Here is a 12,984-nt window from a genome sequence, read left to right as displayed (position 1 = left end):
CAATTTGTGACGCTGATGATCGGTGAGGTTGTCCGGGTTCTTCCACAACGCCCATCGTGCGCGTTTCATGCCTTGAGCCGGACCGGCTGAGGCGGTGCGGCCACGCCGGTCTTTGTGGCTTCCGCCAGGCTGGCGGCGTGCGGTATTCCATACCTGGCGCCGAACCTGGTCTAGAGCATCGGTGGCCCATTTGACCACGTGGAACGGATCAGCGCAGCGGATCGCGTCCGGGCAGTACTGTTCGACGGTCCGCGCGATCCACGCGGCCGCGTCCGCCGAGACATGCGTGATCTGCGCGCATCGATCGGCTCCGAGCAACTCGAAGAACACGGCCAACGTCGGTTTGTCGTTGCCCGCCGCCGCCCATACCAGTCGGCCGGTGTCGTGATCGACAACAATGGTGAGATATCGATGGTTCTTCTTATAGCTGATCTCATCGACCCCGATTCTGCGCAGCCCGGCCAGGCGATCCACCCTCGCGTCGATATCGGCCCGGACCCGGGTGATGATCGAGCCGACCGTCGGCCAGGCGATCCGCATCAGCTGCGCGACCGTGGACCTCGACGTCGCGGTCGCCAGCCAGGCGACGGTGTCGTCGAACGCGCGGGTATGCCCAGCACCGTGCCGCGCCCAGGGCACCGCACTGACCACGACCCCGTGCTGGCGACACCGCACCCGGGATGCGTCCGCCTCGACGAACGCCTGAATAGTTCCCAGGTCCAGTGCACGCCATCGCCGCCGGCCCCGGCCGGCGTCATACCGCGGGCATCGCCGCGAGCACACCCCGCACCGGTCACGATCCCGGCTCCGGACCCGCACCGCGGCCACCAGCACCTGCGCGGCCCCATCGAACTCGACCGACTCCACGACCGCCGGATTCACACCCAGCAACCGACCCCATATCCTGGCAGCGGGCACGTCGTTCTCCGTCTATCCGGTTTCTGTTCCTCGACAGCTCAGAAACCTAGACCCAGCAACGACGTGCCCCTCCGCTACCTGGGCAGACCCACCCACACATCAGTACAAAGAGCCTTTTTTCTCAGGTGGTGCGGCCCGAGAGGCGGTCGCGGATCCGGTCGATCAATCCGGCCCCCGGGTCGAGGATCAGGTTCATCGGCGGGCGGTCCGGCGCGCTCGGGTGCGGGCGGGTCGGCGCCACCTTCTTCGCCTTCACCACCTTGTCGCCCAGGTCGCGCAGCTCGTCGGGGGAGCAGGCGGACTGGAGCTTCGGCAGCAGGTCCTGCTCCTCGTCCTCGATGTGGTGCCGGATGTCGTCCATCAGGCTGCGCATCAGCTCGTCGAACCGGGGGTCGGTCGCCGGCACGTCCTCCAGCTGCTTCATGACCTCCTCGGCCTCGGCGTGCTCCTCCAGCTCGTGGTCGACCAGCTCGTCACCGTTGTCCAGGTACTTCCGCGCCGCCGGGTACATGAACTGCTCCTCGGCGACCGAGTGGCGCACCAGCTCGGCGATCACGTGGTCGGCCAGGTCACGGCGGTGCTCCGGGGTGCCCGCGCCCGACTCCAGCTCGGTGAAGACGCGTTCGATGTGACGGTGATCGGAGAGGATCACGGCGATCAGGTCCGGTTTCTCTGCGGCAGTCATGCGTCTGGCGATACCCACCCGATCGGGGAGCTAATCTCACGGATGCCCGGTCAGGCGCAACGAGAAGTTGTCGAACGTGGCCGGCAGCGGGCGGCCCGGGCCCGGCTTGGGGGAGGAGTCCACTGTGTAGTCCCGGTCCCCGATCAGGGCGGCCAGCACGGTCGAGCCGGTGAACAGCACCAGGTTCTTCGCCGGGCACTCACCCGGCCCGGCGCTGAACGGCACCAGCGACGGCTCCTCCTGCGCCCGCCCGTCCAGCCAGATCTCCGGCGCGAAGCTGTGCGCGTAGGGCAACCGTGAATCGTCGCGGTGGAACAGCGGGGTGAACACCAGCAGGCCCGTCCCCGCCGGCACCCGGTGGCCGTGCCAGTCCAGCTCCTTCGTCGTGTCCCGCAGGATCGCCGGCGTCGTGGGCCACAACCGCACCGTGTCCAGCACGCACGCCCGCAGGTAGCCCAGATCGGTACCGGACGCGAGGTCCTGCCGGGCCTGCTGCCGCTGCGCGGGATGCGTGGCCAGCAGGGCCAGCGTGCGGAAGGTGACCATCCCGGCGGCGTCGAACGCGAACAGCCAGTGCCCGATCTGGCTGGCCACCTCGTCGTCCGCCGCGAGGCCGTCGGCGAGGCTGTCCTCCGGCGCCCGGGCCAGCAACGGCCGGACCCGGCCGAGGAACTCCGCCCGCAGCCGACCGCGCCGCGGCATCAGGTACGACCAGTTCGCCGCCAGCCGCAGCCGTTCCAGCAGGTCCGTCGTCGCCTGGTCGTCACGCGCGTGGTCGCCGAACACCACCCGGCGCACCATCCGCCACCACACCGGCGCGAACGTGTCCCAGTCGAGCGGCCCCGGCCCCAGCGCGGCGAACTCGTCGGCGACCTTCGCCCGCACCGACGGCGCCAGGTGGTGCGTCGGCCGGCTCGTCTCCAGCGCGCGCTCGGTCCACTCCCGGCGCCGGGCGCGCTCCGGCCCCGCGGAGATCAGCACCCCGTGCGGCTGGAACTGCGCCAACGCCTTCCGCTTCTCCAGGTTCGCCGGCGTGAACGGCTCCGGCGACTCCGCCAGCACCCGCCCGACGTCGTCGGGGGAGAGCACCACCGCGAACGACCGGCCGGGCACCGCCAGGCGCAACAGCCCGTCACCGTGGCGGGCGCGCAGCTTCTGCAGGGTCCGCACGGCGGAGGCGTCGGCCTGCATCTTCTCCAGCAGGGTCATCACCCGCGGCCGCCGCTTGATCACGCCACCGGCGAGGACCGGCCCGACGACGCCGGTCAGCACCTTCACCGTCTCCGGCACCGACGCCGTGGGCAGCCCGCTCACCGGGTCACCAGCTCCGCGATCCGGTCCAGCGCGTGCTTCGCCTCGGGGATGTTCGCGATGATCCACGCGTGGAACATCCCGCCGTACTCCCAGTACTCCAGTGGCACGCCCTGTACGGCCGCCTTGTGGTAGAGGTTGCGCGAGTCGGCCAGCAGCACGTCCCGGGTGCCGATGAAGCAGCTCAGGGCGCCCAGCCCACGCAGGTCGCCGTTGATGGGGCTGACCAGCTCGTTCGCCGGATCCAGGCCGCCCGCGTAGAGCCGCCCGGCCTCCCGCAGGCCGGTCACGCCCAGGTACGGGTCGTGCCGGTCGTACTCGGGCAGCGCCGGATCGGTCATCGTGATGTCCAGCCACGGCGAGAGCATCACGACTTCCTTGGGCTGCGGCCGCCCCTCGTCGCGCAATGCCTGCGCCAGCACCAGCGACAGCCCGCCGCCCGCCGAGTCGCCCATCAGGACCTGGTCGGCCGGGTCGGCGTCGCCCAGCACCTCCTTGTAGGTGGCGTGGATCATCGACAGCGTGTCGTCGTAGTGGCTGCCGGGCGCCAGCGGGTACAGCGGCGCGGTGACCGCGCAGCCGGTGCGGGCGATCAGCCGGGCGAAGAACTTCCAGTGGTCGCCCTGGATCTGGTGCACGTACGCGCCGCCGTGGAAGTACAGGACGTGCCGCCCGGTCGCGTTCGCCCGCGGCCGCAACGTGTACACGGGGTGACCATGCACCTCGGTGCGGTCGAGGTCGACCTGCTTGCGCACCGCTGGGGGCGGCAGCGCGTTCTCCCGCTGCTGCCGCGGCCCCATGCTCTCGTGCAGCGCGTCCACGTCGGCGAACGTGCGCTTGCGCCCGGTCAGGAGCATCTCGGCGATCAGCAGTCTGGCGTGCAGGCTCGTCTTTCCGACCACCGGGTGCGGTTACCCCTGCTCCTCCGGGGCGAAACTAGACCAGGTCGCGGGGGAACCGGCGGTGCCAGTTGCGGGAGAACACGCGGTGCGCGCCTTCGTAACCGTCCAGTGTGGCGTGCAGCACGAACTCCTCCGGCGTGCACGACAACACGGTGCGCGTTTCCGTGCGGGCTTCCCAGTCGCCGCGCGCGAACGTCATGCTCCACTTCGTCTCGCCGCACACCGAGGCGAAGTCGTCGGCCACCGAGCTGTAGCGCTCGTAGGCGCGCCGCGAGACCTCCAGGTCGATGTCGTCCAGCCGCACGGTGCCCGAGTCCTTCACGATCTCCAGCGCCGACCGGTACTCCACCAGGTCACGCGACACCGTCCAGCGCTGCTCGCCCGGCCGCAGCACGGTGGTGGTCCTCGGCGGCGAACCCTCCGGCTCACCGAACACCTGGCCGCTCACCTCGTCGGACTCGCGGATCGGCCGCACCGGCAGGGCCAGGGAGCTGCCCTTCGTGTGGACGGTCAGCCGTGCGGGCTCCGGTGCCGGCCACGCCAGCGGCCAGTACGAAGTGGACAGTGCGAGCCGGATCCGGTGGCCGGGCGGGAACGCCTGCGCGACACCGTTGAGCTCCAGCTCCACCTGGTAGCGCTTGCCCGGCTCCAGCGGGGCCGGTTCGTGGTTGCTGTCGCGGTGGGTCAGGTTCAGCAGCCCGTAGGTGACGCGGGTCGCGCGCCCGTCCGGGTGCACGTCGGACAGCCGCGCCGCGACCATCGCCACCGGCTTGTCCACCGACAGCTCCAGCCGCACCTTCGGCGCGCCGAGGACCTCGCACGTCTCGGTCAGCTCGTCACCGTCGAACACCAGCGACCCGCCGTCCTCCTCGCGCTGGTCGTAGGGCAGGTCCGGCGGCGCGTTGTAGGAGGCCCACTTGCCGGCGAACTGTCCCACCGACAGCGGCGACTCGACGTGCAGCGCGGTGTCCGGCACGTCCTCGTCCGGGCGCCCGATCCGGTGCCGCGCCAGGGGATACGTGCGCCAGTCGATGTGCGGCGACGGCCACTGCGGCTCACCGACCCACCGGCCGGGACGCTCCTCGTAGGACGTCGACGGCGGCACGCTGTCCTGCATCCAGGTCAGCAGCATCGGCCCGTCCATCACGCCGTTGTCGCGGTCCTTGAGCCAGTGGTCCCACCACTTCACGACCTCCTGCAGGTACCCGATCGCCGGGCCCGGCTCACCCAGGTGCGGGTACTTGTGCGACCACGGGCCGATCAGGCCCTTGCGCGGCACGGACAGGTTCGCCAGCAGGCGGGTCACCGCGTTGGAATAGCCGTCCGCCCAGCCGCTGGAGGCCAGCACCGGCACCTGCACGTCGCTGTAGTTCTCGCACACCGAGGCGTGGCACCAGTACTCGTCGCGGCGCTGGTGCTCCAGCCAGGTGTCCACCCACGGGCCGACGCCCTCGGCGCGTTCCAGCCACATGTCCCGCCAGCGTTCGCCGACCAGCGCCGGGTCCGGCGGCAGGGTGCTGTAGGCGAACATCGTCCCGGCCTCGCCGAGGTTGTCCGACAGCATGCAGCCGCCCATGTAGTGGAAGTCGTCGGAGTAGCGGTCGTCGGTGAACGACGAGATGACGATGGCGCGCAGGCTCGGCGGTTTCCGCGCGGCCACCTGGAGCGCGGCGAACCCGCCCCAGGAGATGCCCATCATGCCGGTGCGCCCGTCGCACCACGGCTGCTCGGCGATCCACGCCAGTACGTCCTCGGCGTCCTGCTGCTCCTGCTCGACGTACTCGTCGGTCAGGACTCCCTCCGACTCACCCGTGCCCCGCAGGTCCACGCGCACGCACGCGTACCCGTGCCCGGCGAGGTACGGGTGGTGGACGGAGTCCCGGACCGCGGTCAGGTCCCGCTTGCGGTACGGGATGTACTCGAGGATCCCGGGCACCGGTTCGTCGTCGGCGGACACCGGCCGCCAGATCTTCGCGGCCAGCCGGGTACCGTCCGACACCGGTATCCAGACGTGCTCTTCCTCGGTGATCTCGTACGGCAGGGAGCGGACCTCCCGCATATCCGATCAAACCTCCTCGAACTCGAACTCCAGCGAGTCGATCGTGCGCTGGTACTTGTCCTTCAGCTCGGCCTCGCTGTCCGCGCCGACGTAGACGAACGCCAGCTCGAAGCTGTAGCTGTCCTGGGCGTCCATATCGGACAGACGCTGGCCCTCGGCGGGCGCGATGTCCACCTCGACGCCGGGGATCTCCCGCTGCAGCCGCTGCATTTCCTCCTGGGTCGGGACGTGTTTGACGATACCGTCGGTGAAGCGGCGGTGGTACCACTTGGCCGCGATCTTGTACTCGCCCTCGTCGTGCGGCATCTCCGGGCGGCGGCCCAGTCCCAGCTCGATCATGTTGTAGTGGTCGGGCACACCGTCGACGTCCTCGAACATCTCGGCGTGCGACTGCGAGTGCCGCGGGTTGATCTCCAGCAGCTTCACCTCGCCGGTGTCGGGCCGGCAGAAGAACTCGATGGAGAACGTGGAGTTGTTCAGGCCGATCTGCTCGATGACCTTCTTGGAGACGTCGAGCATCTTCGCCACGATCGGCTCGGGCAGCTGCGAGGGGTACTGGTGGCGCAGGAACGACGAGCTGTCCGGGTAGTTCAGCGAGTCCAGCGCGCCGTAGACGACGACCTCGCCGTCGTGGACGTAACCCTCGGTGGCCGCCTGCTGGCCGGTCATCTCCTCCTCGGCGAGGGCGGCGAGCGCTCCCGCCTCGGCGATCTCCGGCGGGATGTCGACGCCGGTCACCTGGTCCAGGATGTACTGGAACGGCTTGCCCACGCGCCCGATCCCGGCGCGGATCTCCTCGACGGCCTTGACGAAGTCGTCCTCGTCCTTGACGTGGAAGGCCAGTTCGGAGGAGAACGACTTGACCGGCTTGAGCCACATGGGGAACGACAGTCCCGCCGGTGGTTTCGGGTCGCCGTCGAGGTCGACCAGCGCGAAGTTCGGGATCGCGTCGGTGGCTTTCCGCTGTTCCAGGCGGCTCCAGTACTTGTGCTCGCACTTGAGCACGCCTTCGAGGTTCGGGGTGGGCAGGCCGTAGCGGCGGCCCAGGATGGGCACCATGGTGGTGACCGGGAAGTCCCAGTAGCCCACGATGGCGCCGATCTCGCCGTCGAAGGCGTCCAGCTCGGCCACGGCTCTGTCGATGAGGTCGGCGATCGGGATCTCGCCCTCCTGCACGTCTGCCTGCGTGAGGAGCTGGTGGTAGCGGTAGTTCTCCGCTCCCGGCACGCGTCGCAGGGTGCGCAGGTTCGCGTCGTCGAGTCCCAGCACGAAGATGTCGGTTTCACTCACCACGAACTGATCCCCGTTGTCGGAGTTCGGTAAACACCGCCGGGTGAGGCGGGTAACCTCGGCCACGTGCCCGATCTCAGCGAGTACCGGCGCAAACGCGATCCGAAGCGGACGCCGGAACCGATGCCCGACCGGGTGGTGCCGCGGGGCGACGACGACGTGTTCGTCATCCAGGAGCACCACGCCCGCCGGCTGCACTGGGACGTGCGGTTCGAGCGGAACGGGGTGCTGGTGTCGTGGGCGGTGCCGAAGGGGTTGCCGCAACGCCCCGGACCGCCGCGACTGGCGGTGCACACCGAGGACCACCCGCTGGAGTACGCGGCCTTCGAAGGGGAGATCCCGAAGGGCGAGTACGGCGGCGGAAAGATGTTGATCTGGGACCGCGGCACGTACGAGGTGCTGCACTGGAACGACCACAAGGTCGAGGTGGACCTGCACGGGTCGCGGGTGCGGGGCCGGTTCGTGTTCGTGAACAGCCACAAGGGTTCCGAGTCGCGGGACTGGCTGGTGCGGCGGGTGGACCGGGGCAGCGGGGAGGAGCTGCCGGAGTTCGTGAAGCCGATGCAGGCGCGGTCCGGCGCGCTGCCGCCGGATGACGACGGATGGGCGTACGAGTTCCGCTGGCAGGGCGAGCGGGTGCAGGTCCGGGTGGAGGGCGGGCGGATCACGGTGCGTGATCGGACGGGCGAGGACGTCACCGTGCGGTACCCCGAGCTGCGCGCCCTGGGCGAGTCACTGGGGGCGACGGAGGTCCTGCTGGACGGGGAGCTGATCGTGCTGGAGGAGGGCCGCCCGAGCCGGACGGCGCTGAAGACGCGGGTGTCGGCGGAGCCACGATCGGTGAAGCGCTTGGCCGAGCGATCGCCGGTGCTGTTCCTGCCGTTCGACGTGCTGCACATTGATGGAAAGTCGCTGCTGGAAGTGCCGTACCGGAAACGCCGCGCGCGCCTGCGAAAGCTGAAGCTGGCGGGGGAGTATTGGCGAACGCCGGATTCGTACGAGGGCGGCGGAGCGGACGTACTGGCGGCGAGCCTGGCGAACGGCCTCGGCGGAGTGACCGCGAAGCGGCTGGATTCGGTTTATGAGCCGGGAAGAAGGAGTGAGGCCTGGCGGACCGTGACGAAGTAGGGTGGTGGGCCGGCACGGGGAGTGGGCCGGTACCCGGCTGACCGCGCGGCAGCCCTACGAACCGGAAGCCGGCAACGCAGGTGGCCCGGCAATCAACCTGACCGCGCGGCAGCCCTGCGAACCGGAAGGGTCGCGTCCCGTGGAGTGGTGTAACTCGGTGCGTGAGGCTCTGCTGGGTTAGATCATGCCGTCATCAACTCGTGTGTGGCTACCTCGTCCTGGGTGGTGGGGTTGGTGAGCAGGGCCATGGTGTTGTCGGAGAGGTAGCGGCGGTCGTTGGTTTGCCATTCGTCGTGGGCCTCGACGAGGACAGCGCCGGCGAGGCGGAGCAGGGCGGCGGGGTTGGGGAAGACGCCGACGACGTCGGTGCGGCGTTTGACTTCCTTGTTGAGTCGCTCGAGCGGGTTGGTGGACCAGATTTTCTTCCAGTGCGCGACGGGGAAATCGGCGAAGGCGAGCAGGTCGGGCGCGGCGTCGCGCAGCATGGTTTCGACCTTGGCGGATTGCCGTCCGAGCATGCCGGCGATCACGTGGAGCTGCTCGCGCACCATGTCGGCTTTGGGTTGGGCGAAGATGGTGCGGATCGCGGCGGCGACCATCTCGGAGCTGCCTTTGGGAACCTGGGCCAGCACGTTGCGCAGGAAGTGAACCCGGCAGCGTTGCCAGGCCGCGCCCAGCAGGACCGCGGAGATGGCCTGTGTCAGGCCGGTGTGGGCATCGGAGATGACCAGTTGCACCCCACCCAGCCCGCGGGCCTTGAGCGAGCGGAGGAAGGCGGTCCAGAAGGCGCCGTCCTCGGAATCGCCGACGGCGAAGCCCAACACTTCGCGCCATCCATCGGCGCGGACGCCGGTGGCGATCACCACGGCCTGGGACACGACGCGATGGTTGACTCTGGCCTTGCAGTAGGTGGCGTCGAGGAACACGTAGGGAAACGGCTGCTCGGCCAGTGACCGGTCGCGGAACGCGCCCACCTCGGTGTCCAGGTCGGCGCAGATCCTGCTCACCTCGGACTTGGAGATGCCGCTGTCCGCGCCGAGGGCTTTGACCAGATCATCGACCTTGCGAGTGGAGACGCCGTGCAAGTAGGCCTCCATCACCACCGCGAACAGGGCCTGGTCCACCCGACGGCGCCGCTCCAGCAGCGACGGGAAGAACGAGCCGGTGCGCAGCTTCGGTATCCGCAGCTCCAGATCCCCGGCCGTGGTCGACAGCGTGCGGGTGCGGTGCCCGTTGCGCTGAGCGGTGCGGTGCTCGGTGCGTTCGTGCAGGGCTGCGCCGATGGTCTCGGTGAGCTCGGCCTCGATCAACGCCTGATAGATCGTCTCCGCCGCCTGACGGACACGATCCCCAACATCGGCGACCTTGAGTGCATCCAGAACTTCGAGCAGGGCAGACTGGTCCAGGGCCATCGCGTGATACCTCTCTACGGGTTCCTTGGCGGGTTCCTGCAGAGACTCACGCGATGGCCCCCTCCACGCGGCCAGCCACGCCGAACAGACCCGAACTTCCACCACCACCGGGGACACGACCACCGGAAGCCGGCAACGCAAGCGGCCCGGCTACGCCCAGGGCCGAAGCCTTCTGCATGACCGGCGGCCGGCAACGCAAGTGGACCGACCACGCCCCAGACCTCCCCCGCCCCCGATCCACAGCCGGTCTTTGGTCGCCGAGCAGGCGTGTCAAGGTACTCTTTCCCGCCTTGACACGCCTGCTCGGCGACTGAAACACAATCAGGCATCGGGGGCGGGGGTGGTCGTAAGGTGACCTTTTGGCGCCGTAGGCGCCATCCGCCCGTAGGGCGGGCTCTTCGCCTGCCCAACGTCACCTCTAAAGATCAAAAGATGTCCTCGCCGGACGGGCAGGCTCCGGGATGACCAAGGGGTGCCTCGTCTCGCCTTGGCGAGGTGGTCGCTGTGTGGTCATCCCGTCGCCTTCCGGTTTGTGCATATCACTTTGAGCCAGGCCCGCAAGGTTGGCATGTTCGGCCGCCGGAGAGAGCCTGGGTTGCGGGCCTGGCTCAAAGTGATCGTCACGTGTCAGGCGACGGGATGACCACCCAGCTACCTTGGGTTCGAAGATCCGCGCTGCGCGCCCTCCGGTGCGTTTCGGTTTCGTTGCTCCGGGGCAATCTGGGCCGTGAGCATCGAGCTGCCTGAACCCCGTTCCCTCTGGGTGGAGACCGCTCCGGCGCCGGACCGGGGTGGGCGTGATCTGCCCGCCGAGGTGGACGTCGTCGTGATCGGGGCCGGCATCGCGGGTCTCACCACCGCCTACGGGCTCGCCCGCGCCGGACGGCAAGTCGTCGTCCTCGAGGCCGCCGAGGTGGCCTCCGGCGTCTCCGGCCACACCACCGCCAAGCTCTCCGCCCAGCACGCCCTCAAGTACGCCACCCTCACCTCCCGCAAGGGCAGGCAAGCCGCCACGCGGTACGGGCGCGCCCAGCTGGAGGCGATCGAGTGGGTGGCCCGCACGTCGTCCGAGCTGGGCATCGACTGCGGCTTCGTCCGGCGGGACAGCTTCGTCTACTCCACCGACCGCGCCCAGCTCGGCAAGCTCCAGCAGGAGGCCGAGGCCGCCGCCGAGGCCGGGTTGCCCGCGGACTTCGTCGAGCACGTCGACCTGCCGATCACCACCGTCGGCGCGGTCCGGTTCGTCGACCAGGCCCAGTTCCACCCCCGCCGCTGGCTGCTGGGCCTCGCCGACGCGATCGAGCAGCTCGGCGGCCGCATCGTCGAGCGGGTCCGCGCCCGCAAGCTGGACGAGCGGCCCACACCCACCGTGCACACCGACCGCGGCCAGGTGAAAGCCCGCGACGTCGTCGTGGCCACCCACTACCCGATCTTCGACCGCGGCCTCTACTGGGCCCGCCTGGACATCACCCGCGACCTCGTCGTCGCCGGGGACGGGCAGGCGCCGCCCGGGGTGTACCTCGACGCGGTCACCCACCGCTCCATCCGCGGCCACACCGAAGGCGACCGCCACTACGTCATCGTCGGCGGCGAGCACTACCGCACGGGTGAACCGGTCGACGTCGAGGCCCGCTACCGCCGCCTCGCCGAGGCCGCCGCGACCTTCGGCGTCACCAAGGCCACCCACCGCTGGTCCGCCCACGACATGACCACCCTCGACAACGTCCCCTACATCGGCCGCTACCACCCGGCCACCCGCAACGTGTGGGTGGCGACCGGCTTCGGCCAGTGGGGCATGACCGGCGGCACCTCCGCCGGGCTCGTCCTGACCCAGCTGATCACCGGTGGCGACCACCCCGCCGCGAGCCTCTACGACCCGAACCGCTTCGACCTGAAGTCCTCGGTCACCCTGGCCGAGGACGGCGTCAAGGTCGGCAAGCAGTACGTCACCGGATACTCCCGAGCCCTCACCGCCACCCCCGACGACCTCGCCCCGGGCACCGCCAAGGTGTCCCGCCGCGGCGCCGACGTCGTCGCCTCCTACCGCGGCGAGGACGGGCAGCTGCGGGAGGTCAGCGCCCGCTGCACCCACCTGGGCTGCGTGGTCGCGTTCAACAACGCCGAGAAGACCTGGGACTGCGCATGTCACGGATCGCGATTCGCCACGGACGGCTCGGTGATCCAGGGCCCGGCGACCCGGCCACTGCCGCCGGCCTGACCATCGGCGTCGAGGAGGAGTTCCTGCTGCTCGACCCCGCCACCGGCGCGACCCTGCCACGCGCGGCCGCGATCCTGGCCGCCGACCCGCCCCTGCCGCCCGGCGCGAAACTGCACCGCGAGCTGCGCGCCACCCAGGTGGAGACCGCGACCGGCGTGTGCACCGAGGCCGGCCGCCTGCGCGAACAGCTCGTGATGAACCGCACGGCCCTCACCGACGCGGCCCGCGTGCACGGCGCCGTCGTCGCCTCCTGCGGCACCCCGGTCCTGTCCGGACCGTCCACATCGGAGAACCAGGACGGCCGCTTCGGCGACATCGACCGGATCTACCGCGGCATGGTCGCCGACTACGAGGCGTGCGGCTGCCACGTCCACGTCGGCGTGCCCGGCCCGGAGGCAGCCGTCGCGGTCATGAACCACCTGCGCCCGTGGCTGCCCACGCTGCTCGCGCTGTCGGTGAACTCGCCGTTCGACCGCGGCCGCGACACCGGCTACGGCAGCTGGCGGATGGTGCAGCAGTCCCGCTTCCCCGGCGCGGGAATCCCGCCGCGCTTCCCCGATCACGCGGCCTACCGCGCCGAGGTGCGGCGGTTGGTGGACTGCGGCGCGCTGGTCGACGAGTCGATGTCGTTCTGGCTCGTCCGCCCGTCCTCGTCGTTCCCGACGCTGGAGTTCCGCGTCGCCGATGCCACGTCCACAGTGGACGAGGCGGTTCTGCAGGCCGTGCTGTCCCGCGCCCTGGTGCGCCGCGCGCTCGCCGAGGACACCGCGCCGCCGGAAATGTCCGAACAGGTCGCCGCGGCCGCGCTGTGGGCCGCGGCCCGGGACGGGATCGACGGCGAGGGAGTCCACCCGCTGCGCGCCACCCGGATGCCGGCCTGGCAGCTCGTCACCGAACTGGTCGACCACGTCGCACCCGCGCTCGACGAAACCGGTGACCGGGAGCTGGTGGCGATCACCCTGGAACGCCTGCGCCGCGAGGGCAGCGGCGCGCGACGGCAGCGCAAGGCCGCCGCGGCCGGCCTGCCCGCGCTGCTCGCCACCCTCACCCACCAGGGTTGA

Annotated in this window: 10 protein-coding genes; 3 read left to right on the top strand and 7 right to left on the bottom strand. The window is 70.1% G+C overall.

All coding sequences use genetic code 11. The features are described from left to right. From D0D15_RS07545 to D0D15_RS07520, 6 genes are all read right to left on the bottom strand, one after another. Positions 1–918 (bottom strand): transposase (locus D0D15_RS07545; RefSeq protein WP_162830519.1); only part of this gene is annotated, 918 nt, incomplete at its 3' end. Positions 919–1,039: 121 nt separating this feature from the next. Next, positions 1,040–1,603, bottom strand: coding sequence for a hemerythrin domain-containing protein (locus tag D0D15_RS07540; RefSeq protein ID WP_094008316.1), 564 nt, complete (start codon positions 1,601–1,603; stop codon positions 1,040–1,042). 36 nt (positions 1,604–1,639) lie between these two features. Then, positions 1,640–2,917, bottom strand: a complete 1,278-nt coding sequence (locus D0D15_RS07535) for a cytochrome P450 (protein WP_094008315.1) — start codon at positions 2,915–2,917, stop codon at positions 1,640–1,642. Further along, the gene (locus D0D15_RS07530) at positions 2,914–3,816 is read right to left on the bottom strand and encodes an alpha/beta hydrolase fold domain-containing protein (protein WP_094008314.1); all 903 of its coding nucleotides are present in this window, start codon (positions 3,814–3,816) and stop codon (positions 2,914–2,916) included. Before D0D15_RS07530 ends, D0D15_RS07535 begins: the two co-directional genes overlap by 4 nt. 34 nt (positions 3,817–3,850) lie before the next feature. Next, complete coding sequence (locus D0D15_RS07525) at positions 3,851–5,875, bottom strand: CocE/NonD family hydrolase (protein WP_094008313.1); 2,025 nt, start codon at positions 5,873–5,875, stop codon at positions 3,851–3,853. A gap of 6 nt (positions 5,876–5,881) precedes the next feature. After that, positions 5,882–7,165: an ATP-grasp domain-containing protein gene (locus tag D0D15_RS07520; RefSeq protein WP_167481467.1), complete on the bottom strand. Its 1,284-nt coding sequence runs from the start codon at positions 7,163–7,165 to the stop codon at positions 5,882–5,884. A 66-nt stretch (positions 7,166–7,231) separates the two neighbouring features. Here D0D15_RS07520 and D0D15_RS07515 point away from each other — a divergent pair, with 66 nt between their 5' ends. Beyond that, positions 7,232–8,293 (top strand): DNA polymerase ligase N-terminal domain-containing protein, encoded by a 1,062-nt coding sequence (locus D0D15_RS07515; RefSeq protein ID WP_094008311.1) that lies wholly within the window; start codon positions 7,232–7,234, stop codon positions 8,291–8,293. Positions 8,294–8,475: 182 nt separating this feature from the next. On the opposite strand, the gene D0D15_RS07505 is transcribed toward D0D15_RS07515, so the two are convergent. Next, a complete protein-coding gene (locus tag D0D15_RS07505; RefSeq protein WP_094008309.1) occupies positions 8,476–9,705 on the bottom strand; it encodes an IS256 family transposase in 1,230 nt (409 codons plus the stop codon). A 727-nt stretch (positions 9,706–10,432) separates the two neighbouring features. On the opposite strand from D0D15_RS07505, the gene D0D15_RS07500 reads away from it, so the two are divergent. Both D0D15_RS07500 and D0D15_RS07495 read left to right on the top strand, forming a co-directional pair. Beyond that, entirely contained in the window at positions 10,433–11,923 is a 1,491-nt protein-coding gene (locus tag D0D15_RS07500; RefSeq protein ID WP_094008308.1) for an FAD-dependent oxidoreductase, read from the top strand. Continuing rightward, positions 11,848–12,984, top strand: coding sequence for a carboxylate-amine ligase (locus D0D15_RS07495; protein ID WP_094008307.1), 1,137 nt, complete (start codon positions 11,848–11,850; stop codon positions 12,982–12,984). Before D0D15_RS07500 ends, D0D15_RS07495 begins: the two co-directional genes overlap by 76 nt.

It is taken from the genome of Amycolatopsis thermalba (assembly GCF_003385215.1).
Lineage (GTDB): Bacteria > Actinomycetota > Actinomycetes > Mycobacteriales > Pseudonocardiaceae > Amycolatopsis_E > Amycolatopsis_E thermalba.
Note: the sequence above shows the minus strand (reverse complement) of the source record. Positions and strands in the feature narration are given on the sequence as shown.

Coding starts and splice junctions, on each gene's coding strand:
- D0D15_RS07540 (WP_094008316.1), bottom strand. CDS start 1,603: ATGACTGCCGCAGAGAAACCGGACCTGATCGCCGTGATCCTCTCCGAT.
- D0D15_RS07525 (WP_094008313.1), bottom strand. CDS start 5,875: ATGCGGGAGGTCCGCTCCCTGCCGTACGAGATCACCGAGGAAGAGCAC.
- D0D15_RS07505 (WP_094008309.1), bottom strand. CDS start 9,705: ATGGCCCTGGACCAGTCTGCCCTGCTCGAAGTTCTGGATGCACTCAAG.
- D0D15_RS07495 (WP_094008307.1), top strand. CDS start 11,848: ATGTCACGGATCGCGATTCGCCACGGACGGCTCGGTGATCCAGGGCCC.